Below are 25,604 nucleotides of genomic sequence, written 5' to 3'. Positions count from 1 at the left end.
ACACACGATATTGTGTGTTTTTTTCTTAATTTATCTATAAAACAATTGATCACAAATTATTTCGATTTTTTCTATGAAAATAAATTCCAGCACCTATAAGAATGTATCCACCGAGGTTTCTTGATTTACCGGTATTGTGTAAGATGTCCTTCGACTTTTTGTGTTTGTCTTCTTGGCTTACTTTTGGTACTACAGTTTTTTAGAAACAATCGCATATACAGGATCTTCTGGTTTTTATGGAATACTTAAATCCACTAGATCTTCTGGAACGACTGGGACATCCGCGTCGATTGGTGTAACAGGTATTATTGGCCTTTTAGAGGGATAAAAATGCGCTTCTGATTTACTCCAAAAATTATTGGTAATTACAGAACCTGCGAAGTGTCCTACATGACTATAAATATCCGACATGGGTGCTATGATGTGATACCAAAACTAAAAAATATTATAGTTTTGAAGTACTTGATCAAGTTCTCAAGTGTTTGTCAGATCGTCCGCATAAACGAATGGATTACTGAATGCAATCACCATCATAATACTTAATACGATACTACTAAAAATCGCTTCATTACAGCCTCCCACTATAGAAACATCAACGTTTTAATCTTAAAGAGTCTCGTCTCTATAGCCTAGTATCATCTCATAAAATCACATACTGTATAATATGTGTAAGAAATAGTTGACATAACTGTCACAATACGATTCAAACGGATATAGTGCCGTTAAGATGTACTTTTAATCATCATATATCTATATTCACTTAGGTTTCTAAAGAAATATTTCGGATAACATCCCAACTAATCACGTTATTTTCTACATAAAGATACATGTGATCTGAGTAGCCGGTAAATGAACCGGTAATGGTATCGATGAGATTATTGTTTTCATCACGTAGGTTTACTTGGATACTAATGCGACAGGATTTCGTAAAAGCATGTTGAAGCACCAAATCCATTTCCTCTTGGGTCATTTGTGGCAATTCAATATTTTTTTTCATTGCCTGAACCTGGCCTTCATTGATTGTTTTAGTAAGTTCTGATAAAGCAAAGGCCGTTCCCCATTTTAAACCGAAGCGACGATCATGGTAGTCATTATAATTTGTAAATGTTTTTCTTGTCCGCTTCCGTGTCATCTTCACTACCTCGACTTTCAATACCTTCCATGCCTCCAGCATGCCCACCTACTAAGGAGCTTCTCGCAATGGCACGCCCTCCTTGTGTCAAACTGCTTGCGTATACAAGTTTCGTAAATCCAAATTTGCTACGAACATCATCAACCACCTGATCGAGTTTTCGATCGCGATCTTTGATTTCTAGAGGTTCAAAAAGACTTAATTGATCTTGGGTAGGATTTTCCAGTTGAGTACAATTAATACCGAGATTTCGTACAACTTGCACGTCGTAATACTGATCAAAAATTTGAAGTAGCGCTTCCGCAATTCGGGCACTGTTGCTGGTTGCTTCGATTTTCACTTGTTTACTGAATCCGGTTTTACCGGTTTCATCAATATAGCTTAGCGAATAACCAATCCATAAGCCAATGCATTTTGTGTATTTGTTTTCCTTACGAAGTCGTGTCGCCACTTGGTCAGCCATTTCGCGAATCACAACAATAATCTCTTGTTTATTCGTATAATCACGGTTTAAAACTTGTGAGTTTCCAATCGATTTTGATTTTGGGATGTAGTGTTCTCCAAGAAAGGTACGATCAATGCCCCAAGCGTGTGCATACAGTTGCATGCCAATCACACCCATTTCTTTTTTGAGGTGATGATAGTTTGCGTGAGCGAGCTGTTCGATTGTATCGATTCCCATACGTTTAAGTCGAAGTGCCGTACGACTTCCGATTCCCCAAAAATCTGTAATCGTTTCAATCTTCCAAAGTTTCGATGCAACATCTTCATAACGCCATTCTGCTTTCATATCACGAGTATGCTTGGCTTCGTTGTCTAAAGCCAGCTTCGCAAGTAAAGGATTGTCACCAATACCCACTGTCGTATAAATTCCAGTATCCTTGTAAACATGGGTTTGAATGATTTTTGCAAGTTCATAAGCAGTTTTGCAGTTAAAATAGGATAACGAATCTGTCACATCTAGAAATGTTTCATCTACAGAATAAGTAGCAACATTTTGATCATCAACATAACATCTAAAAATTTCATTGATTTGACGATGAACGGTCATATACAGATTCATCCTAGGTGGAGCAATCACGAGATCTTCGGGATATGGAAACGGTAAATCACGTGCGCGACTTACATTGCTGATTCCAAATGCTTTCTTAGCCATAGGACTTGAGGCAAGAATCAAACCACTTCCTCGTTCACGTACACTATCACTGGGGTAACTCATCACAACTAACTTTGTTTTTAATGGATTTAAACCCCGAGCAACGGCTTCGCATGATGCATAAAAACTCTTACAATCAATGCATAATATATCCCGTGAAGGTTCTTTATCATAATCAAAGACCATATTCATACAAACCACCTCCTTACTGTAAGTATAGCGTGAATAAGCGACAGTTGGCGTCGTCTACTTTAAGTTTCTAAGTAAATGACATTGTCTGCTTGCGCAATCAAATCAGGATCATGTGTAACAATCACTAAGGTTTTCCCGAGTTTTTGTAATGTTTTTAACAGGTCAAATATTAGATATTTATTTGCCTCATCCAAACTTCCCGTGGGTTCATCTGCAAGAATCAAATCGCAAGGTTTAAGCAATAAGCGTGCTATCGCAATTCGTTGTTGTTCACCACCAGAACATTGGTAAACATATTGATCAAGAATATTGGGAAGTCCTACTTGTTTTAATGCATCAATCATAGCGTCTTTAGAATGTTTATACCCTTCCATTGCTATTTTCAAATTGTATTCAACGGTTTTCTCAGGAACCAGTGCGAAATTTTGAAATAAGTAACCGATGTGTTTCCGTAACATCGTGGAAGCACTTCGTGAGAATGGTTTAAGATTTCGTTGATCTAGAAGGGTTACATTACCCGAATCGGGTACATCCAAAAGTCCCATAATATTTAAAAGTGTGCTTTTTCCAGAACCTGAGGGTCCCGCAATAACGGTAAAACTGTTTTGATGAATCTCAAGAGAATAATCTTTGAGAATCACACGGTTTCCAAAAGTTTTCGTAATTTTATCGATTTGAATCATCCTAAATCTCCTTTCAATAAATACAACATAACTTCTTTTTCAAATTTTCGAATCTGATATATCATCCACATTAAATCTGTAATAAGCACTACAAGTGATAATACGCTGAGGCTATACAATGAAATTGCAGGATTCACTTCTGTAGCCGTAATACTACGATGAATAAGCGTGAAACCATACCCAAGCACTAATGACATCATGTTCCATAGCACAAGCTTACCATAGCGCTTTAAACGATATTTCCCCTGTAAATACTGTACGGATACTTCCATACCTTTTAAATCAATAAACATTTCAAATATTAACGTTGAAAATAAGATCATCAATGACACGGTTGCACCAAACATTGCATAAAATTTAAACTGTTGATGTTGATACAGGGTCATCGTAGTTTCATACGCATCTTCCAATTTTGTAACTTCTGGCATATCACTCCACATTGAAATTGCTTCAATCATCGCGTCAAACGATGCTTGATTGGATTTAGAAGTAAATACAGAACCATCCCCAATCCATTCCACAAACATTGAGTCGGGTGTAACCACAATTAGAATGGGCGCATTATCACGGATGCTTTTTTGAGTGTTATTGTAACTTATGGCTGCGACAGTAGGCGTTTTTCGAACCGGAATGGTATCCACTTTAAAGTGTGGAACGGCCATATCATCACTGCCTTCAGGTACAAGCAATGTGTTCGCTTCCAGTCTGCTTACATCAAGTTCATGACCATCACGGGTCATGATGGATTCATGCGTTAACGCATTTCGATTTGTAATGATATATCCAAGGTCATCATGACGATCTACCATTGCTTCATTGTTGATATATGATAAGCCATAGCGTTCCACCAATTCAAAAACTTTCACATTAAACAAATCTGTTTCAACCGAAGTCGTATCGTAACCATAATTAATTGAATTGATCATCATTCCTGATTGCAATTCAGGTTTTCTAGAAACAACGCTTTGATAACGACGAATGTTTTGATATGTATCATAGATTCCAACCAACGGAATGAGTAAGATGACGACCGCAACGATTTTAAAACTCGGAATGACAATCTGCATAATTTTAGATTTTGTGCGTTTCTTTAAAAATATACTTTTTACGGTAACGGTTTGAAATATGAAAAACAAAATGGTTGTAATGATGACAAACCCGATATAAATTGCGGTGAGAATAGCTAAATTCTGGAAATACCGTAAAGAAACAGTATTCATAAATCCCACGTTATAAATACTTAGTCCAATCAGTGTTCCCATAAACAAACCAATATAAGCCATCACGGGTTTCATAAAAATTCGCTTAAAAATAAGAAGCGACCGATTCCCATGAAGGTGACGAATGGTAATTTCACGATTTTGTTCCATGTTAATCATCATAAGAATGGTGAATAAGGTACCAATCGTTAGGATTAATAATGAGTTAGGAAACTCAAGTGGATTTGTAAAAGCATTCAGCTGCATGAGTTGATCAAGAATTTGTACTCCTGTATTATCAGTTGTAATAAGCATGCCACAATAAGCATTCGCACTGACATCTGAACAGGGAAAATATGGAAGCAAAAATTCATTGTAGTAATCAGTTTTAAATTGAGTTACCATTTCCGGTTGCACAAATACTTCCAGTCCGACAATTAAGTTTTCGGTCTTATTTTCTGTCTTATTCAAAAAGTGAAGCGGATAATAGTTTATCTCTGGATTGTATGAATCACTTTTAGGTGGTTTATCATTTCGATTAAACGGTAGTACGTATGCATACGCCTCGCTTTGAAGCGTACTGTTTGAAATAAATCGATATTCTTCTTGTGATTTAAAATTAAGATCATCAAGTCCTCTACTTAGTTTTAAATGATTCCATGCCACACTTTGATCAGTATAAACATAGAAATTATTGGTATAACGATCTTGAATGTTAACCAAGGCGTCGTAATCGTGATTTTGTAAGAACGTTATAAGCGCCTTAAGAAACGATGCTTGATCTCCTTGAAACCGTTCCATACTCAAACTCATCGTTACCGTTTGGATTGATTGGTTAAGTTGTTCTTGTTTATAGAGCGTTCTTTGACTTGCTTTATAACCGCGATCAAACTGTGTAAAAGTAATACTAAACAAAAGCAATGCCGTCAAAATTGTGAAAATCGAACCCAATTTCCGCATAGAATCCCCCCTTTATTTTGTGAAAAAACACAGGTTTAAGACACTGTGTTTTTTCATCTAAAAAATCCTTTTTAACGCTTATCGCGGATGAATCATCGATTCTGGTTTTAAAGCTTCATCCACTTCAGCTTCACTCATCAAACCTTGTTCAAGCACTAATGTCTTTAGTGATTTGTTTTCTTTTAGAGCTTGTTTCGTAATTTCAGATACTTTCTCATAGCCAAGATACTTAACGAGTGCTGTCGCCATCGCAAGAGAGTGTTCCACATAATCTTGAATGCGATGTTCATTGACCTTAATGTCTTGAATTGCGTGGATGCGTAAGGTTGCGCATGCATGCCGTAATATCTCAAGCGATTCAAACAGGTTATCGAATAGAACTGGTTCAAAAACATTCAATTCCATTTGTCCTGCTTCAGCCGCAAGAGTAACGGTTGCATCATTACCAATCACTTGAAAACATACTTGATTCACAACTTCGGGAATTACTGGATTAACTTTACCCGGCATTATTGAACTTCCCGGTTGTTTTTCTGGTAAAAATATCTCATTAAACCCTACCTTAGGTCCTGATGCCATCATACGGATATCATTACAAATTCGTGACAATCCCACTGCAAATGTTTTTAATGAACCATGGACATTCGCAAATCCATCCACATGTTTGGTTGCATCCACTAAATCTTCTGCACTCACAAAGGATTTACCCGTTATACGACTTAAATGCGTTACAGCATGTTCACGATATCCTTCTACTGAATTGATACCTGTACCCACCGCAGTAGCACCTAAATTAATAACTTGCATTTCACTGAGTGACTGTTTTAAACGTTGAATATCACGACGTACTACCGACTCATAACTATGGAAAACTTGACCCATTGATATGAGGACAGCATCTTGTAGATGGGTGCGTCCAACTTTGATGATGTTACTAAATTCAAGGGCTTTCGCATGAAATGTATCAGCAAGAAAGATCATTTCTTCGACGAGTAACAGTCCTAGATTTAAAACGGTTAGTTTTCCTGCCGTTGGAATGATATCGTTTGTGGATTGCGCCCGATTTACATGATCGTTTGGGTGAATGTAATCATAGACGCCAATGGGTCTATTTAATATTTGTGCTGCCCGATTTGCGATAATTTCGTTCACATTCATATTCATGGACGTTCCTGCACCACCTTGGATTGCATCAGTAATAAAGGCTTCTTTGTACTTACCACTGATAATCTCATCACACGCAAAAACAATCGCATCACAGCGGGGGCCATCCAATTCCCCAACCGATTTATTCGCAAGCGCACATGCTTTTTTTACCTGTGCTAATGCTAGGTACATCATATCATTAACGTGTCTTCCTGTAATCTGAAAATTTTGGAGTGCACGTACTGTTTGTGCACCATATAAAGCATCTTTTGGAACCTTAACACTTCCTAATGAATCATATTCAATCCGAACATTTTGGTTTTTCATACCGATCTCCATTTTGTATTTAAGTTTTAAGTGATTTAATCCGGTTGTATCATTTTTTGATAATCAAAGAATGCATCAAATTCATCGTCACCCATAGCACCCGACTCTACCACAACCGTTTTTATACTTTTTCCCTCTTGATGGGCTTGATTCACAATTTTCGCAGTGTGATCGTAACCGAACTTACGGTTTAAAAATGTTGCTGTCATCAGTGATTTGTGTAGGTTATCTGACATTTTTTCTTTATCAACCTCGATGCCTTGTAAACAACGAAGGTTAAAGGAATTAAGTGCATCTGAAAGTAAACATATTGATTGGGTAGTGTTATGAATAATTAACGGCATAAACGTATTCAACTGAAAATTACCCAAAGCCGCACCGACTGTGACCGCGGTTTGATTTCCCATAACTTGGGCACACACCATCATTAAAGCTTCACACTGAGTTGGATTTACCTTCCCAGGCATGATGGAACTACCGGCTTCATTTTCCGGCATAGAGATTTCTCCCAAACCACAACGTGGTCCACTAGCAAGAAAACGAATATCATTCGCCATTTTCAGACTATTTGAGGCAATGGCTGCAAGAGCACCCTGAAGGAAAACAAAACTATCTTTAGAACTGATCGCATGGAATTTATTGACAGAAGGTCTAAATGATTCGTGATACATTTGGTTAAGTTCATCACATATTGCTTGATCAAAACCTTCATAAGAATTTAAACCCGTACCTACCGCTGTTGCTCCCATTGCAAGTGGCTGTAAGGATTCAAGACACTGATTCAATTGGTCAAGACCCTCTTGGTACATATGTCGCCAAGCACCAAGCTCTTGGCCAAAAGTAATCGGTGTTGCATCTTGAAGATGTGTTCGACCGGTTTTCATCACAAGACCATATTGATCAATCAGTGCATCAAAGGTTTCAATCATGTCCTCCAAACTTAGCATGAGACTGTTTTTTACCAACAATACCGTACTGATATGCATTGCACTTGGAAAGATATCATTGGAACTTTGTCCCTGGTTCACATGATCATTGGGATGAACGTGATGTCCGTGAAATCGTGTATTCGCAAGATGAGCAATCACTTCATTCACATTCATATTTGTTTGGGTACCACTTCCAGTTTGCCAGATGGAAAGCGGAAATGCTTCCTTCAAGTCACCATCCAGAAGATAATCACACGCTTCCACAATCACTTTAGCGATATCCTCATCCATTTTATGATGAACGCGGTGTACTTTGGCTGATACTTTCTTTAATACAATTAAAGCTTCAATCAATGATTCAGGCATCGTTTCTTGACCAATCGGAAAATTTTGTAAGCTTCGTTGTGTATTAACACCCCACAACGCGCCTTCCGGAATATCAATCTTTCCAAACTTATCTTCAAATGTTGACATTTAGTCCTCCTTTACAACACCTGTTTCAAGCGCTTTTTGCGCTACTGCTTGAGATACTTCTTCCACAACACGAGGATCAAGGACACTTGGTATAATATACGTTTCCTTGAGTTCCTCTGTACAAATGAGTGATGCAATGGCTTCTGCAGCCGCAAGTTTCATGGGGGCATTAATTTCTGTAGCTCGAACCGACATTGCCCCTTTAAATATTCCTGGGAATGCAAGAACGTTATTGATTTGATTTGGATAATCCGATCGTCCTGTCCCTACAATACGAGCACCACCTTTTATTGCTTCATCATAAGGAATTTCTGGATTTGGGTTGGCAAGTGCAAACACAATCGCATCCTTACGCATTGATGCAATATCTTGTGATGTTAATAGGTTCGCAATCGACACACCAATAAAGATATCTGCATCAACCAAAAGGTCTTGCAGCGTTTTTGCTTCGTTATCTTCATTCAAATACTGATATAAAGCTGAAACAACTTCATCATCAGTATCTTGATGTGTTGGTGAAATAATGCCTTGACTGTTGACTGCATAGAGATGTCTTGCACCGTATGCATAAAGCATTTTGATAATAGCACTCCCTGCTGCACCCGTTCCTGAAATCACAATCTTTGTATCTTTTAAATCTTTCCCCACCAAACGACATGCATTAATAAGTCCCGCAAGAACAACAATCGCCGTACCGTGTTGATCATCATGGAATACGGGTATCGAGAGTGTTTTTTGAAGGGTTTCTTCAATGAGAACACATTCGGGTGCCCTAATATCTTCAAGATTTATTGCTCCAAAAGATGGTGCTACCATCTCACAAAATGAAATGATTGCTTCAGGAGTTTGCGCATTAATAACTAATGGAATCGCATTTAAACCCGAAAACGCCTTAAAAAGCATTGCTTTTCCTTCCATTACGGGAAGTCCTGCTTCTGCGCCAATATTTCCTAAACCGAGGACTGCAGAACCGTTACTAATCACAGCGACCGTATTGCCCTTCCATGTATAGTCATAGACTTTATTGAGATCTTCTTTTATTTGAAGACAAGGCTCTGCAACGCCTGGAGAATACAAAAGTCTAAGGTCCTCTTGTGATATTACAGGTTTTTTAATATTGACTTCAATTTTCCCTTGAAGTTTTCGATGTAATTCTAGTGATGAATCTTTTAATTGGCTCATACCATACTCCTTCTACTTTTTCTCTATTTTATCACTTTCACCAATTAAATAGGTTAAGGCTATGTGTAAATCAAAAAGAAAGCAATTCTGAACAACATGTTTATACAAAAAAAGCCCGCAGCAAAGGCTTACGAGCTTTTTCATTCTAAAAGTTTAAGATCTAATTACGATTTTTGATAACCATCAATGCCATGCCTGGGAAAACAAATATTGATCCGATATGATTATCTGAAATTCCGGTTTTCGCCAAAGTCTTTGGTTTGGGTTGGTGTTGAAAATGATTGGTGATATCAGCACTTCCCTTCCATCCATAGTTTAACAGAAGTCAGTTATCTATTTTTAAGGCGTTACTTACATGGGCGATGGCGTACAGATCTACAAACGAGAAGTAACATACCAAAGACAATTAAGTAATGTGAAACAGTATCACGTTCGCTAACGCCCGTCAACGGCAAGGTATTTGGTTCTACCTTATTATTTGTTGTCGTTTTGGATTTATTCGCAGATTTTGTTTCAGGTGGCATCACTGAGTGGGATTTATCTTCGTGTTGTTGTGGTCGATTTTGGGTATCTAAATCATGTTTTGGGGTGTTCTTTTCCTCTTCAGAAGTCTTTGACGTGATCACAATTGTTACTGGATGAGAAACCACATGTCCCGATTTAAAAACGACATTAAGATTGCGCTTGAGCGTACCTTCAACATCATAGTCGACAGGTACATCCAACGTCATTGTTTGAATCTCTGGATGATCATTTAAAAGTGACTCAAACAAATACGGATTTCCTAAAGATGTCGTAAATTCTTGAGGTAAATTTACTTTGGGCATTGGTTGCAGCGGAATAAGCGGGCTCGTTTCCACGATACGACCAATTTTCAAGCGACCCGTCATCATTTTTTCTCCATCACTCAAATCATTTTTTAAGAAACGAATCTCATGAACTAAATCAAGATCTTCAAGTGTAAATTCATGGTTTTCATTATTATATGTGATTTCATCCGAGAAAATATCAGGCTTAATTACGTCTCCATCAATCCACTTAAATGGATTCTTAAATGAGTACACACCTTCATGTTCTAAAAGATCAACTTCCGCAACTTGGTCAAATGCTTTCAAGTCCGTAACTGAACTTGGGATATGACTCAAATCAGAGATTCTATTTTTGGAAAGATCAAGTTCTTTCAGTTGCGGTAACGTTTTCAATGAATCTACATTTTTCAATTCATTATTTTTGAAATTCGCAAAGACAAGACGGTTTAGTTGGTCTACATCTGGCAATGATTCAAGCCCCAACGAATCAAGCGTCAAATATTGGAGTTGGGGATGATTAAGACTCAACGTCCTTGGATTAATCCGTTCATCCCGAACGATAAGACGTTCAAGTTCCTGGTAACCACTCAGAAAGTTCGCATCTTCCATTCCGGTATTTACCATCGATAAATCATGGATTGTGTTGGGCAAACGCTCTGGATTAACGACATTAATATTTTGAAATCCAAGTTGAGTAAGATGAATATTTTTCAGAACATCCGCATCAAATTGGGTATCATTTTTCTTGAACTGAGTAATCAAGAGACTCTTTAATTCATTTAAGTGCTTTAGTGGGGTATAGTCCTGCACTCCTGAATTCATAATCATCAGTTTCTTTAAGTTTGGAATGTATTCAAATTCATCTAGACTTTTGGTATTGCGAACTGGAAATCGATTTAAATCCTCTATTCCCTTTAAAGACTCTAAATCAAAGGCATTTTCTTTTGATTTCAATGCCCGTTGGACGGCATTTCGAATCCCTTCATCCCCGAGGGTAATGGATGTAGCATGTACAGGTATTTGAAACCAAAACATGAATGCACACAGTAAAACAACAATTTTTTTCTTCACGGTATCCTATCTCCTTTATTCTAAATGCAAAGCATTCGCATTTAGAATATTCGAATTTCGCTACGAAGTCAATAATTTTTATTAGAATCTACACAAATTTTATTATAATTTTCTTTTTCATATTCTTCACGTAAACTCAATTTTCGTTTGTATCTACAAAAAAAACGAGAACACGATCGTTCTCGTTAAAGATACTTTATTTCAAAATATCGAAATCTTGGCCATAGTAAGCATCACGTCCATGTTTTCGTTCATAATGTTTTTTTAGAATATAGTCCGGTAAATGCGATGCATCTTTTACTATCGTTTCTGTTTGGCAAGCCATAGTACAGATAATTTCTAAAATATGACTATTCATAACTGCTTCTTTAGCACTTGTACCCCAAGTAAAAGGTCCGTGACCATTAACAAGAATACCAGGTATCGCCATTTCATCTAAATGGCGCTCTCTAAATGTCTCCACAATTACGGTACCCGTATTTTTTTCATAATCTGTCGCCACTTCATTTTCCGTTAAAAACCGCGTATTTGGAATATCGCCATTAAACGTATCCGCGTGAGTTGTACCATAAGTTGGCAAATCACGCCCAGATTGGGACCAACTAACAGCATGAACACTATGTGTATGAACCACGGAAGATATGGAATGAAAATGTCGATACAATTCGAGATGTGTCTTTAAATCCGAAGACGGTTTGAGCTGACCTGACTCCAATGAATTTCCTTCAAGATCTGTAACAACCATATCTTCACGACTCATTTTGTGATAATCAACGCCGCTTGGCTTAATAACCACATACCCCTCAGTGCGATTCAAAACACTAACATTACCCCATGTTAATGTTACAAGGCCTTGTTCAATCAAATTTCGGTTAGCTTCAAAGACTTCTTCTTTAATTTTGTTTAAAGTTTCACGATTCAAGGACATATCCTGCCTCCTTAAGTATTGGTTTAATGTATAACAATGCTTCTGTTATCGAACGAACGGGATTCTGATCAGACTCACTCCACATTTCTAAAACAAAACTTCCTCGATATCCTATTCGAAACAAAGTTTTAAAATTAGCTAGAAAATTAACATCTCCTTCACCAAAACGTACATTTTTAAAGACACCGGTTGTTTGTGGAGAAACTTTAACAACATCTTTAATATGGATTGCTGCAATAGCCGCAATATTTTGTTCCAATTCCTGACCAACATCATTCCCGGGCCAAGCCGAAAGATTCCCAATATCAGGATAAACTTGTAGCCAAGGAGATGGTATTTGTGATTTGATGGCATTATACTTTGTAATTGAATTGATAAAAGGATCATCCATAATTTCGATTGCTAACATCACTTGTTTGGAAGCGGCAATTTCGACACATTTTTTTAAGTTACTTATAAAGTATTCTCGTGTTAGTTCAGACTTCTCTTCATAGTAAACATCATAACCAGCAAGTTGAATTGTACGAATTCCTAACATAGATGCTATTTTAACGGCTTTCTTCAGAATAATGAGCGCATGATGTCGTGTATTAGCATCCAAAGAACCTAAGGGATAGCGACGGTGTGCACTTAAACAAAGCGACTGAATCCGTATATCTGTTTTATCCATAGCATCAGAAATCTCCCTAAGTGTTTTCATATCCCAATCCAAACGATCTAAGCGCGCGTCTGATTCATCAATAGAAAGTTCTATATAAGAAAATCCTAGTTTTTTTGCAAGTTCGAATTTTTCGACCCAAGAAAGATTAGGGGGCAGTGCTTTTTCATAAACTCCAAGTGCAGTCATCATGAATCACACCATAGTTCACTAATTTTATTTTGAAATGCTTGCGCACGAGTTCCAGGAGATTCGGATTCTGTAATACTGCGCCCTACAATAAAAGTACCAATGTTCATTCCTTTGAATAGTTTCAAGGTCTCTAAATTGAGCCCTCCTGTCACCGAAATCTCAAATCCCATCTCGATTAATTTTTGGATTCTTTTCAAATCAGATGGTTCCCAGGATGTTCCTGAAAAAAGCGCATCACGACTTTGATGATAAATTAGATGTTTTACACCACATTGTCTCCAATTTACCGCCTGTTCCATGGTCCAGTCACCATATAATTCAATTTGAACTTCATCAATCTCCCTAAGTGCTGCTTTAATGGTTGGAAGCGTTGCTGAGCAGATACATGTCATCCAAGTAGCACCATTATCTTTGCAATTTTTGGCCACAGTACCGCCAGCATCTGCACACTTGGTATCCGCAACAATGATTTTGTCAGGAAACAATTTTCGTAGTATACGCGTCGCTTGCATTCCCGTCTGAAGTAGCATAATTGTACCTGCTTCCACAATGTCTACAGCACACCCTACTGCGACTGCAGCAGCAATTCCATCTTCAAGATTTGAATAATCCAAAGCCACTTGTAATCGCGGTCTATTCATTACAATTGTTCTCCTTCCCACTTAGATATGACGCCAACGCTGATGTCACTTCTGAAATAGACATCACATTTTTAATGCCAAAAACTTTAACATTGTGCTGATCTTGAGCACGATCGAACATCGAAACGAAATTCAATGGAGTAAAAACGACATCATAATTTTTTGCTGTGTTCTTACCTTCTGAGACCGCTGCTTGATGAATCAATGTGATTGGTTTATTTAAATCTTTCATCGCCTTCTCCACAGTCTTCTTCAGCATTAAACTTGTACCTGATCCATTACCACAGGCAACCAAAATTCTCATGATGGCACCCCCTCTTTTTTAAATTTTTGTTTATAACCTTCATAATCTTCCGTTATTAAGAAGTATGCATGAGGATTTCTTCGATATTGAAGCTGAGGAATCAGAACTAAAATAAAAATTACGACAAGAATTCCTAGATATCCCAGTGTTTTCATGATTATCGTAAATCCTGGCCATACAGTGGCCCAGTCAAACATACCTAGATAACCACCATATTGAGAAAGACCAATCCAAGAAGCAAAAAGTGCTGATCCTAAAACTTGAATCATTCCCGAAATAAATGGGAAAATTACAGCCGGTTTAATGCCACCTCGATGATTTGCATATGTTGCAATGACAGCATTATCAAAAAACATCGGAATAAATCCCGCAATGACAATCGTCGGTGCTTTTAGGACAATAAGTAGTATAATCATTAAAAACTGCCCCAATGCACCAAATAGAAATCCGAGTGTTACTGCATTTGGTGATCCAAATGCGAAATTAGCAGCAACATCAATCCCTGGTACTGCACCGGGTAAAAGTTTATTTGCAATCCCTTGGAAAGACTCTGTTAACTCAGCAACAAAAGTTCGTACGCCTAACTGTAAAATTGCAAGATAAACCGTAAAATGTAAGGCAGATTCGAGAATATAGAAAAAAAAGTTTTTATCAGCAGTAATAAATTCATTCTCGACTAAGTAAGGTTTCCCAAGAATCAATAAAATCGAACCAAAAAACATAAGCATAAGAAGTGATGTGGCTACCATGTTATCATTAAAAATTGACATAAATCCAGGTAACTTTATATCTTCAATACGCTTTAACGATTTCGAATTATCTTTAGGTTTAAAATATTCTGAGAGTTTCGAAAAAATAGCGACACCAAACATTTGTTGGTGAGCAATAGCAAATCCGGCTCCCTCTGTAAGTTCTTGCGCATAATCAACAGTTAAATTTGAACCCACAGCCCAATACAATCCCAAGATAATCGACATCACAACCAGTACTTCAACGCGTCCTAAAAATGGATAACAAAAGAGAATAATCCAAAATGCGGTAGAAGCCTGCTGAACTTGCACATTTCCAGTCGTAAAGACTGCGCGCATTTTTGTATACTTTTTCAATCGAACAAGAATAATATTTACAATAAATGCTATCAGAAGAAGCAACATTACATCACTAAAATGACGTCCAAATGTTGGTTCAACACCCGCAGTAATTGCATTTTGACCAAAATAAGGATCAATAACCATCGCATCTAAATTAAAGCGATCTTTTAATCCGACCAAAATTGGACGAAAGTTTTTAATTAATCCCCCCGACCCTACAGCAAGAATAAAATATCCAACTGTTGCTTTTAAGAATCCAGAGATACTCTCATAGAGTGGACGCTCAAGTAAAATATACCCAATCAAGACAATAAATCCGATTAAAAATGCAGGTTGTGTAAGAATATTTTGTGCAAAAAAAGACCAAACATTCATTGCAAAATCTAACATAATAATGTACCCTCCCCTTTTAAAGTAATTTTTCAAAATCCATCATGTTATCTGTTTTCATTAGCGTTTCAATTACGGATTCATCACTCAATAATTCCATCAAATTTACAATATTATTTAAATGCTCTGTTGCGTCTTTTGCTGAAACTGTAAAAAATAAATTTGCTTCTTTAACATGATTGCTTTCTGGAAATTGTATTGGCTCTTTAAACTTTGTAAAGGCGATGCCACTTTTTTTGATTTTGAACTCAACTGGCGATGCGTGTGGCATCGCCACATGGGGCAAAATTACGATATAAGGTCCATATTTTTCAACACAATCAATAATGCCCTCAACATAGTCTTCACCAATATAATCATGTTCAAGTAATTTATGACAACTTAATCGAATCGCTTCTTTCCAATCACACTCAGTTCTATCAATAAATTGCACTAAATCATTTTCTTTAAAGTACTTTAACATAAACCAGTCCGACTCCTAAAGAAACGACGGATAAGGAACATCTGTATCATTTTCGAAATGATCATGGAATCCTCGATCAAACATAAAAGCGATATGATTTGTATCTTGTGGATAACAATATTCACCTCCTACTTGCCAAATAAACGGTTTAAAATGGTATTTTAATCGATCTTTCTTAAAATTCCATAACGTTACGATTTCATGCGGATCTGCCCAGAAATTTGTCCAAATATCATAGTGGAGAGGAATAATAACTTTTGTTCGAAGCGCTTCTGCCATGCGTAATACATCTGAAGAAGTTAATTTATCATGGATTCCTACCGGGTTTTCGCCAAAATTTGCTAATGCGACATCAATCTTGTGTTCTTTCCCATGTTTCGCATATAGAACAGAATAATGAGAATCTGCACCATGATAGATGTTACCACCTGATGTTTTCATTAAAATATTTACAGCAATATCGTCCATATCTTGTGGAAGTGTTCCAGCTAGAATTTCATCGGGATTCTCTACCGTAATTAAGGCAGTATTATCAAATGAGTCTAGAAATTCAAGTTCGACGCTACCAACTTCTAAAACATCATTCGGTCTCACAATACGAGTACGTGCCTTCGGAATCCCCCATTTAATCCATGTTTCCACAACTTTTTTAGGGCCAATAAAAAGGGCATTAGGACAGTTTTCAGCTACAACTGCTGCTGTTACTAAATCAAGATGATCTGAGTGAATATGGGAAACAACAAGTGCATCGACCCCCTGAATTTCAAATGGATCAATAACAAATGGAACATTTCTACGATTTGGCTGTATTGCCTTTACGCCTGCCATACGCATCATTTGATGACCTTTCTTCATCATGCCATTCCCGTGTGTTCGCTTTCCTGTCCCAGACCACATATCAACTAAAATGTTCGTATTTTCATGTGTTTTCAACCAAATACCAGTACATCCTAACCACCACATTGAAAAAGATTTTTCTGGAACTTCCGTCTCTGCAATCTCTTCATTAAGCCATGTTCCCCACTCTGGAAATGTAGCTTGAAGCCATTTCTCTTTTGTAACATCATGAATACCATTCATATACATATCGTCTCCTTCTGTTTTTTACAGTATCATCATACTCCTGCGAGAAAGCGCTTACCAGTCCATTATATGTTCATTTTATGTAATTATATGTTCGTACCAACATTAACAACAAAAAATATAGTATTTATGTTATCATATGAACATAGGAGGTGCTTTATGTATAAAAAAAGTACTCAGGATGAACTTAAAACTCGAAGAACCACAATCTTAAATCTTTTAGCTGAAAATAAATCAAGAATGCTGACTACAGATATAGCTGATTATTTGGGAGTTTCGGAAATGACTGTAAGACGTGATCTTCAAACACTTGAGCAAACCAATCTTGTAACACGATTTCACGGTGGTGTTCGCTTGAATGAACTTCCTAACCATAAAAACACAGCTCACTGTGACATATATCTTGAAGGACTTAAAACATCCTTAGCACAACGAGCTGCAACCTACATACCTTCCGGATCAACGATATTTCTCAATTCCAGTTCTACTGCAGCTTCAGTTCTTTCCTATGTCTGCCAGGACAATCTTACATTAATAAGCAATAATTTACGATTGGCTACAATGAACCTACACTCGGGGATCACTGTAATCTTGACCGGCGGAGAGATTCGTTCTCATAAAGAGGCACTCGTTGGTGATATTGCATTGCGAGCACTTGAAAAAGTCCAAGCAAATATTGCGATTATGGGATGCTCTGGAATCAGTGCACAACATGGAATATCAACAAACAATATTCATGAAGCAAATGTTAACGCACGAATGATTCAGAATGCACACGACTTGGTTATTGTCGTTGCAGACCATCGTAAGGTGGGCAATGATACTAACTTTAATGTGACAGACCTCTCCCATGTCGATATCTTAATTACAGATACATACGCTGATACCCAAAGCATTCGGGAAATTGAAGAGCTTGGAGTTCAAGTACTTCAAGTTTCCTCGGATTAAATCTACTCGAAAATCTGAGTATTTTTCAAATTGGGGTTACTACTTTTGTATCTTTATAAGTATAAAAAAACCTTGATTCGAGAATCATTGGGAACTGACCTAGTTCCGTGGGAGATGATTCATTGAATTGAGGCTTTTTTATCTTTTCATAATTGAAATCTTATACGTGTTTTTAAACTTACTAATAATACTAGTTCGTATTACGCTTTGCTTTCATCGCTTCTAAAACAAGTAACAAGGCACCAACGCCAATGACCCCATCACCGAAGTAGGTATTTGAAATCCCCGTATTAGTAGGAATTGGATCTTGAGTTTTAGGCTTCTCATGAATTATCGGTGCGTTATCATCAATAACACGAACTGTAATCTCTGCATAAGTGTTCTTTTCATCACTACGTGACATAGATTTTAGGCTATACATAATCGTGTATTCGCCTGCATGTTGTGTGTCTACATAAGCTTTGACGTCAATGGTATCCAGTGAAGACTCGACAAAATTCCAGTCTTGGTCCTTTGCGGACATTAACTTATCTTTAGCATTCCACGTATCACTCACATGAATCGTCGAGTCTTTTACGTTAATACGCGTTAAGTCTTCTTTGACCACAATCGTGGCGCTTGCGGAAGTGGATTCATATCGATAGTTAATTAAATACGTACTCGGATTAGTCGTATCAACAACCCCATCAACAATAATGTCATCAAAAGCAGTAATTGAACTTAACGGATTGTTTCCAATTTATAAGAAATCAATGGCATCAAAATGAGCAAGTGCACTGATGTCTTCGATTACATTGACACTTAAAGTAATGATTTCCATTACAGTTTGTATCATTTAATTTAAATATGAAATATCACTAATTTTAATTTTTTGCTGTGCCAAGCGTTCTTAAATGAGCAAGGCTTGAAACAATGTACAATTCCAGTTTAAACTTCTCTTATTTATTCAACAATCCGAGCATTATATCTCCCCCTACCCTTACCAAATACATTAATTATTTAATGTAGAATATTAAACTGATAATAGTGTGTGATTTAACATCACACCACGTAAATACATTTTCCAATGCTATTTGTAGCGTTATTTTGTAATAGTTTCAATCTCTACGGTATTCAATCTATTTCCAAAACCGCGATACTTTTGATACAAATAAGTGTAAGGACAAATAAAAAACTCACAAGTCTGTGAGTTTTTTATTTCGTTCTGCTTAAGATATGCTCATCGTGTTCGTTTGATAATTAGAGCATGTTTAAAATCCATACCGAGATCTTCAACATATAAACTTAATAATTTTTGGTAATCTGATGCACCCCAATCAAATCCACATGTGAAGCTACACGCTCTTCCATAAACTTAAACAATCCTTGTCCAACCTTTTGATTTCGATAGGGTTTCGAGACAAACAATTCATCCAGTTCGAAAGCCTGCTCACCAACTTGGTCGTAGGATGTCGCTTGTGATAATGTCTTAATTGTTCCTAATGCATAACCAATTATCTTTGTTTCATCCGTAGCCAAAAACAATTCTTTATCCTTATAATAATCTTTCGTATTGGCACTGTAAGCCGTACTGCATTGTTCCTGATCCCACTCTATGGATAGATTAATGAGTGCTTCAAGTTCAAATTCATTGAGCGTTTCAAAATTAACATATCGGTATATAATCACAGCATCTACCTCCTAATTTTCAGTTATAGAAATATTAAAATCTAAATTTACTGATCAAAACCATAATATACACCCAAGAGCGATCTCAAGGTTTCCAACTCATCAAAACTCGATAATTTTGTATGATACATCTTATTGTCTACATCCATCAAATTATAGTTTGGTGAGAGTTCAACGACAACATCATCTCCATCATAAAAAGTAACCGTTATCGGCATTCCATAAATCACAAAAAAACGATGTCGACGTTCGAGTTTTATTTTGGAAGTAAGTTCAATTACTTTTTGAAAGTTAGGATCAGATTTTTTAATCTCAACAACATCATCAAAGTATCGTGTACTGATCCGTGTAATATTTTGTGTCTCGAGTTGATCAATTTTACGTTGACTTAAAAAACGATCACCCACTAGAGCAATAATCGTTACGATGATTCCTACCCCAAAAATCTTTATAAGTTTTTTCATGTTCTCCCCACTCCCATTATCCATCAATATCGATTCATACGACATTAATTTATTCGAATTGAAAGTTTCGCTTCAAGTCAAGAGGTTAATTATCTTAAACCTCATGACACTCCCCGACTCACATCGATTATCCGATGGATATGATTAAATCATTATCTTCTTAAACTCATCATATCATACCAAACCAAAATAATCCGACCATTATCCATCGAATCTAAAGAATAAAAAAAGATTTCAAAATGAAATCCTTTTAGTCTTCTAAAATTTCTTGGACGCGTCCCACTTGTCCGTCAGCCAACATTACTTTAATGCCATGTGGATGATGTGAACTGTTTGTAAGAATACGGTCTACATACCCTTCTGTAAGCTTCCCTGTACGTTGGTCTTGTTTCAACACAACATTAACATGGGCACCTATTGTTATATCTTTACGATTTTTTCCGTTCATGTAATTCTCGCTTTCAATTTTCTTATTAATATTATACCATACCCACTCCTATCCTATTCAAAACAATCGACATCTTATCATCATCGATGCTTATTCAATAAAGTTCATAATTGATTACCAAGGTAGATGTTCATCTTAATTTCATCTTAGTTTGATGTATATCCATGCGCTATCAGACCTAAAACTGATATACTTTATCCATGGAGGAACCTATGAAAAATACATATACTTTAAATAATGATTTAGAAATTCCTGTAATTGGTTTTGGTACATGGCAAACACCGGATGGCGAGATTGCGGAACAATCCGTACTCGATGCTCTTGAAGCTGGATACCGTCATATTGATACTGCTGCCGTATACGGTAACGAAGAAAGTGTTGGTCGTGCAATTATTAAAAGTGGCATTCCCCGTGAAGAACTTTTCATCACTACAAAACTTTGGAATGATGCTCACTCTTACGAAGGTGCTTTAGAAGCCTTGGATCTATCATTGAAAAAACTTCAATTAGATTATGTAGATCTCTACCTTATTCACTGGGCAAACCCACTTCCACTTCGTGACACCTGGGAACAAGCAAACGCTGAAGCATGGAAAGCCATGGAAGTAGCTTATCGTACCGGTAAGGTTAAGAGCATTGGGGTATCTAATTTCCACCCACATCATCTTGACGCACTTTTAAAAACAGCTGTGATTAAGCCAAGTGTGAATCAGATTTACTTAAGTCCAAGTGACATGCAAGAAGAACTTGTAGCATACAATAAAGCACATGGTATTCTAACCGAAGCATACAGCCCCCTTGGAACAGGTAGTATCTTCGAGGTTAAAGAACTACAAGAAATCGCTCAAAAGTATAACCACACAGTAGCGCAGGTTGTTCTACGTTGGTCGATTCAACATGGTTTCTTACCTCTACCAAAATCGGTAACTACAAGTAGAATTATTGAAAACCTTCAAGTATTTGATTTTGAATTAGATCAAGAAACGATGACTTTCATCGACTCGTTAAAAGGGACGGCGAAAGTAGCACTCGATCCTGATTCAGTAGATTTCTAAGATTCAACGTACTCAAACATATACAAAACACGCTCCTTTCTGACATAATTTCAGTTGCATGAGCGTGTTTTTTTTATCAATGTTTTATTGATTGGCTCTTATGCACAATCAACCATGATATTTTTATCTTGTATTGTTAAGACGGTATCTGCAAGGTGCTCGATATGTTGATACTCATGGCTTGTGAAGATAATGATTCGGTCTTCATTGATATATCTTTTTATTAAATCTACGAGTACCATCGTTGATCTTTTATCAAGAGCATTAAAGGGTTCATCTAAGAGTACGAGATTTGGTTGTTCCATGAACGCTTGAATAATTCTTAACTTTTGTTTCATTCCTAACGAATAAGCCTTATAACGCTTGTGAATATTGCGTTCCATATCGAAGATTTGAATTAATTCGTTAAGGAAGGTTTTATCCGTTTGTTTACGAATATTTATCAAGTACTCGAGATTCTCCATACCTGTGTAATTTTTGATGAAATGCGAGTCATTAATCAAAACCCCAACACTCCGTGGAAAATCACGGTTTACACCTAATGTTTCTTCATAGACATTGATTGATCCTGAGGTGGGTTTAGAATAGCCACACAGCATCTTCATGAGTACACTTTTACCAGACCCATTCTCTCCAACGAGGCCTACAATCTTACCCGTCGGAATTTCCAAAGAGACGTCTTCGAAAATTTCTAAATTTTTAAATCGTTTTGATATATTTCTAATCTTAATCATAATATTCTCCAATCTTTTTTGAATGACCCCAGTATAAAAAATAAGTCATAACAATGAAACAAATATAGATTGAGATATACCGTAAATTGATGTCATACGAGTCAGGCATCACAATTAAATGATACTTGCCGATGATTATATCTGCTAACAACAACATAAATACAGTAAATATTTTGTGAATTGATCGAGAACCGTTTTTTGTCGTTATGTTTATAAAGTTATAAAATAGTTTTAAAAATACCATCAATAGCACTATCTTGATGTCCTGTAAAAAAAGTTCAACTAAACTATTAGGAGACAAAACGAAACGAACGTGTTGAGCATTTGAAAAAGCAACTAAAAGTGCTCCATAACCCATAATTATGACGAAGGAGTTCTTTAAATATTTTAAAAATAGATAGAGCCAATAACAGGTTATACTTTTAAATCGTGACATCATAAACATATGAATTGACGTTTCTTGTTCGCTTACGGTATCAGTATAGAGAAACAAGTAATACACAATCAGATTCAATACCCCAAAGATTATTATTTCTTTGAAATATAGTCCGACTCTACTGAATGCAGCTGAGTTCATGAAATATACTTTATACTCATCGTAAATTTGGAATCCATGTGTCGTATCAAGGTGTACGTTTACCAAGTGTATAAAAGTAATGGTCAGTAATGGGAGGACCATCATACATGGTAAGATTGTTTTTATTTTTCTAAACTTCATAACGACGCCAACTTATAAAGTACAATACTCCTGCTGTGATAATCGGAACCAGCAATGACGATAGATACATAAGTGTATTAGGATAACTATAAGCTCCTGAAACGATCACAGCTGATGGATCGAACATATATCTAAAAACAGAGTTATAAGGGATAAATAATGAACTTGCGATTGAAAATGCAATAAAATACATCGTAAATACTAGTGTTGCCATAGGCAAATTTCGGAAATAAGGGACTACAAATCCATATGCGACGCCATAAATTAATGGAACAATAAAGAATACAAAGATTCCCCATAATAAGTGATACAGCCTACAGTGATTTAAAAAGAAATCTTTAGGAAACCAATCAATGAATAGTTTTACTGGAATACCAAATTGCATGTCATCGACAGTAACTTTGCTTCCCACAAAAAATGTGAATATATAAAAGAGTAGATATCCCAAAAAGATTGATGCCGATACTTTTAGCGATTCTCCAACAATTTTTTTAAGCATAAACTTCGAATGACGGTCATGACGATAACACTCAAAAAAGTACTCATTGTTTTTCTTTAAGTAGATGTTTATCCCAACAATAGTGATAAATAGTGGAAGTAATAATTGAAATAAATTTGTGCCCCAAATCATCATACCTATATAGGATCCAACACTATGGTGAAACAATGTCCACCAGTTTATTTCTGAGCCATACTTTAATGCTTCTAAGCTCGTAAGTTTGAAACCATTTTGGTATCCCTCCCAAAGCCTTGAAAGAGTACCATATTCGCACTCGATCGAGATAAAGAATACAGATGACGAAAGTAATGCAATAAGAAGGTAATCAGTGTTCTTTCTTACAAATTTCGGTAACATACTATCAATCATCACTTCATCTAAGGTCTCCAGGAACCTGAAACATGAGTTGCTCTAAAATCCCAAATATGTTGACGGCGTGCGCGCAAATCATATTGCACCCCTTTTACAGTGTCAGTACCCGTGATCGTAAAGCATCCATAATCTGAATTTGCAAAGAACACCTCTTTTTTAAGATAATCTGTTTTTGCTTCATGAATTGAGAAGTACATGTTAATCCCTTTAATAGAAGAAGCATCCCACTCAATACCGCTTGGACTATTGGTTTCCTTATCAACGATACTTGACACCCTAGCTCTCGTTCTATTTGCTTTGCCATCGAAACCATAATAATAGCAATTATAGTCCGTTGGTCCAGCAGCTTCATTCGCTTGGACGGATAAATCAACAATACTTCCTAACACCATCGTAAAAATCAAAAAAACCGATACACAAAACGTTTTTCTCATAACCACCCTCCTTTTCATTTGTGTACGCATAAAATATATCATAAAAAAAAGCGTTTTTTTACTCCGCTCTTTCGTAGGAATTTCATTCTATTATTAAGGAGATATTCGATTAATTGCATAGAATAAATCTATTCAGTTTAATATCAAAAGTACATATTTTTTAGAATTCAAGCACACTTTTCTCTTTGTTATGCTCAAGTGAAAGTCCTGAGAACCCAATGTAATAACAGAATAATTCTATTAACAAATAAAAGAACTAACGCCGGATTAAAACAGGTGTTAGTTCTTTTTGTTTATGAGGCTAATAGCTAACCAGGATTGAAACTTACTCAGTTAATCTTGATTCTTTCTTTGCTTAAGTTTTTTTCTATTACTGGTATATAGAATAGCGATTCCAGTAGCAATCATTGAAAGTGTTGCAATTATGATTGATCTAACCAATTTAGATTTAGAATTGTTAATTCTAAAATTTTCACTTAAATCGTTTTTACCAAAAACACTTTTAGATGGTCCGCCAAATAATTCGCTTCCTTTAGTAATGCCTTCTTCAGGAACCACAGTATATATTGCATCATAATATTTTTGCAATGGCCCTCTCAATTCTTCAGCTTTATATATTTGTCCGTTTTTAACGCCTTCTATTTCAATAAAATCTCCAATATTTTTATAGAAGGGAATAATTTCCTCTGTCTCAGTAGAATATACAAATGCTAAATCAGGACGTAGCCCAGTTCTAACATACGCAACCTTTTCTGAATCAAGCTTGTTATCATTAATATAATTTTCAACATAGTCCAAGTCGATAGAAAGTGTTCCACTATCGGTCATCTCTAAATTTGTTAGAATATATTCGCCATCTACTTCTTGAAAGTTTGCAATTTGATTTGTTTCTGTTAATGACTCAAATGCGATTGAAGCCTCATTTAAGTTGATGTCCTCATTTTCTAAAATAGAAATAACAATATCTTTATTCAACATGAGAAGCTTTATCATCTTACCACTTAGCGGACTAATAAAAGTATCCTGTCCTAGACTTCTACTTCTCCTTGGACTTTGATCATCGATAAACAATTCAAAAAACTTTTGACTCTCATTAACTGATTCCTTATCCTTAGCTTTTATACTGATCGCGTCTATTTGTGTACCCTCATCGCTATCTGCATAAACTAAGTTTTTTGGTAAAATATGACTCGAAGCAGTCACAATTAAGACGAATCCCAAAATAATCCAATACTTTATCTTAAATCTACTCAT

Annotated in this window: 25 protein-coding genes; 2 read left to right on the top strand and 23 right to left on the bottom strand. The window is 36.4% G+C overall.

All coding sequences use genetic code 11. The features are described from left to right. Nucleotides 1-760: 760 nt before the first annotated feature. The 15 genes from EL194_RS06930 to ulaG all read right to left on the bottom strand — a co-directional run bounded on the left by EL194_RS06930 (nt 761) and on the right by ulaG (nt 17,007). Nucleotides 761-1,132: a hypothetical protein gene (locus EL194_RS06930; RefSeq protein ID WP_003773408.1), complete on the bottom strand. Its 372-nt coding sequence runs from the start codon at nt 1,130-1,132 to the stop codon at nt 761-763. Then, entirely contained in the window at nt 1,092-2,480 is a 1,389-nt protein-coding gene (locus EL194_RS06925; RefSeq protein WP_003773407.1) for a Y-family DNA polymerase, read from the bottom strand. Before EL194_RS06925 ends, EL194_RS06930 begins: the two co-directional genes overlap by 41 nt. A gap of 59 nt (nt 2,481-2,539) precedes the next feature. After that, nucleotides 2,540-3,163: an ATP-binding cassette domain-containing protein gene (locus EL194_RS06920; RefSeq protein WP_003773406.1), complete on the bottom strand. Its 624-nt coding sequence runs from the start codon at nt 3,161-3,163 to the stop codon at nt 2,540-2,542. Next, nucleotides 3,160-5,322: a hypothetical protein gene (locus tag EL194_RS06915; protein WP_003773405.1), complete on the bottom strand. Its 2,163-nt coding sequence runs from the start codon at nt 5,320-5,322 to the stop codon at nt 3,160-3,162. Before EL194_RS06915 ends, EL194_RS06920 begins: the two co-directional genes overlap by 4 nt. A gap of 78 nt (nt 5,323-5,400) precedes the next feature. Beyond that, nucleotides 5,401-6,795: an aspartate ammonia-lyase gene (locus EL194_RS06910; RefSeq protein WP_034886537.1), complete on the bottom strand. Its 1,395-nt coding sequence runs from the start codon at nt 6,793-6,795 to the stop codon at nt 5,401-5,403. 35 nt (nt 6,796-6,830) lie between these two features. Next, on the bottom strand, nt 6,831-8,198 hold the full coding sequence (locus EL194_RS06905) for a class II fumarate hydratase (RefSeq protein WP_003773403.1): 1,368 nt from the start codon (nt 8,196-8,198) through the stop codon (nt 6,831-6,833). Beyond that, nucleotides 8,199-9,380: an NAD(P)-dependent malic enzyme gene (locus tag EL194_RS06900; RefSeq protein WP_003773402.1), complete on the bottom strand. Its 1,182-nt coding sequence runs from the start codon at nt 9,378-9,380 to the stop codon at nt 8,199-8,201. It lies immediately after the preceding gene. Between the two features lie 347 nt (nt 9,381-9,727). Beyond that, a complete protein-coding gene (locus EL194_RS06895) occupies nt 9,728-11,260 on the bottom strand; it encodes a leucine-rich repeat domain-containing protein (RefSeq protein WP_003773401.1) in 1,533 nt (510 codons plus the stop codon). Between the two features lie 196 nt (nt 11,261-11,456). After that, nucleotides 11,457-12,188, bottom strand: coding sequence for an L-ribulose-5-phosphate 4-epimerase AraD (araD, locus tag EL194_RS06890; protein WP_003773399.1), 732 nt, complete (start codon nt 12,186-12,188; stop codon nt 11,457-11,459). Beyond that, nucleotides 12,172-13,038 carry an L-ribulose-5-phosphate 3-epimerase gene (locus EL194_RS06885; RefSeq protein WP_003773398.1) on the bottom strand — a complete coding sequence of 289 codons (867 nt, stop codon included), beginning with the start codon at nt 13,036-13,038 and terminating at the stop codon, nt 12,172-12,174. The genes araD and EL194_RS06885 overlap by 17 nt, the downstream gene beginning before the upstream one ends. Next, entirely contained in the window at nt 13,035-13,679 is a 645-nt protein-coding gene (locus EL194_RS06880) for a 3-keto-L-gulonate-6-phosphate decarboxylase UlaD (protein WP_003773397.1), read from the bottom strand. The genes EL194_RS06885 and EL194_RS06880 overlap by 4 nt, the downstream gene beginning before the upstream one ends. Then, nucleotides 13,672-13,983: a PTS sugar transporter subunit IIB gene (locus tag EL194_RS06875; RefSeq protein ID WP_003773396.1), complete on the bottom strand. Its 312-nt coding sequence runs from the start codon at nt 13,981-13,983 to the stop codon at nt 13,672-13,674. Before EL194_RS06875 ends, EL194_RS06880 begins: the two co-directional genes overlap by 8 nt. Further along, on the bottom strand, nt 13,980-15,464 hold the full coding sequence (locus EL194_RS06870; RefSeq protein WP_034886535.1) for a PTS ascorbate transporter subunit IIC: 1,485 nt from the start codon (nt 15,462-15,464) through the stop codon (nt 13,980-13,982). Before EL194_RS06870 ends, EL194_RS06875 begins: the two co-directional genes overlap by 4 nt. A 19-nt stretch (nt 15,465-15,483) precedes the next feature. After that, nucleotides 15,484-15,927 (bottom strand): PTS sugar transporter subunit IIA, encoded by a 444-nt coding sequence (locus EL194_RS06865; RefSeq protein ID WP_003773394.1) that lies wholly within the window; start codon nt 15,925-15,927, stop codon nt 15,484-15,486. Nucleotides 15,928-15,942: 15 nt separating this feature from the next. Further along, nucleotides 15,943-17,007, bottom strand: a complete 1,065-nt coding sequence (gene ulaG / locus EL194_RS06860; protein WP_016357139.1) for an L-ascorbate 6-phosphate lactonase — start codon at nt 17,005-17,007, stop codon at nt 15,943-15,945. 162 nt (nt 17,008-17,169) lie between these two features. Between ulaG and EL194_RS06855 the strand changes: the two genes are divergently transcribed. After that, a complete protein-coding gene (locus EL194_RS06855) occupies nt 17,170-17,958 on the top strand; it encodes a DeoR/GlpR family DNA-binding transcription regulator (RefSeq protein WP_003773391.1) in 789 nt (262 codons plus the stop codon). 190 nt (nt 17,959-18,148) lie between these two features. Here EL194_RS06855 and EL194_RS06850 read toward each other — a convergent pair whose 3' ends face one another. The 4 genes from EL194_RS06850 to EL194_RS06835 all read right to left on the bottom strand — a co-directional run bounded on the left by EL194_RS06850 (nt 18,149) and on the right by EL194_RS06835 (nt 20,538). Further along, a complete protein-coding gene (locus EL194_RS06850; protein ID WP_003773390.1) occupies nt 18,149-18,565 on the bottom strand; it encodes a bacterial Ig-like domain-containing protein in 417 nt (138 codons plus the stop codon). A 677-nt stretch (nt 18,566-19,242) separates the two neighbouring features. Beyond that, complete coding sequence (locus EL194_RS06845) at nt 19,243-19,626, bottom strand: GNAT family N-acetyltransferase (protein WP_003773389.1); 384 nt, start codon at nt 19,624-19,626, stop codon at nt 19,243-19,245. A 47-nt stretch (nt 19,627-19,673) separates the two neighbouring features. After that, entirely contained in the window at nt 19,674-20,090 is a 417-nt protein-coding gene (locus EL194_RS06840) for a hypothetical protein (RefSeq protein ID WP_013852875.1), read from the bottom strand. Nucleotides 20,091-20,340: 250 nt separating this feature from the next. Further along, entirely contained in the window at nt 20,341-20,538 is a 198-nt protein-coding gene (locus EL194_RS06835) for a YwbE family protein (protein ID WP_003773387.1), read from the bottom strand. A 212-nt stretch (nt 20,539-20,750) separates the two neighbouring features. Here EL194_RS06835 and EL194_RS06830 point away from each other — a divergent pair, with 212 nt between their 5' ends. Further along, nucleotides 20,751-21,593, top strand: coding sequence for an aldo/keto reductase (locus EL194_RS06830; protein WP_034886532.1), 843 nt, complete (start codon nt 20,751-20,753; stop codon nt 21,591-21,593). 98 nt (nt 21,594-21,691) lie between these two features. Here the strand turns inward: EL194_RS06830 and EL194_RS06825 are convergent, their stop codons facing one another. The 4 genes from EL194_RS06825 to EL194_RS06805 form a co-directional block, all read right to left on the bottom strand. After that, nucleotides 21,692-22,327 (bottom strand): ABC transporter ATP-binding protein, encoded by a 636-nt coding sequence (locus EL194_RS06825; protein ID WP_003773385.1) that lies wholly within the window; start codon nt 22,325-22,327, stop codon nt 21,692-21,694. 707 nt (nt 22,328-23,034) lie between these two features. After that, nucleotides 23,035-23,913, bottom strand: a complete 879-nt coding sequence (locus EL194_RS06815) for a hypothetical protein (RefSeq protein WP_003773382.1) — start codon at nt 23,911-23,913, stop codon at nt 23,035-23,037. 8 nt (nt 23,914-23,921) lie between these two features. Beyond that, the gene (locus tag EL194_RS06810; protein WP_034886529.1) at nt 23,922-24,350 is read right to left on the bottom strand and encodes a hypothetical protein; all 429 of its coding nucleotides are present in this window, start codon (nt 24,348-24,350) and stop codon (nt 23,922-23,924) included. A 333-nt stretch (nt 24,351-24,683) separates the two neighbouring features. Further along, a complete protein-coding gene (locus EL194_RS06805; protein ID WP_003773378.1) occupies nt 24,684-25,604 on the bottom strand; it encodes a hypothetical protein in 921 nt (306 codons plus the stop codon).

This window comes from Erysipelothrix rhusiopathiae (genome assembly GCF_900637845.1).
GTDB classification, from domain to species: Bacteria; Bacillota_I; Bacilli_A; order Erysipelotrichales; family Erysipelotrichaceae; genus Erysipelothrix; species Erysipelothrix rhusiopathiae.
This window is presented reverse-complemented; position numbering and strand designations above follow the sequence as displayed.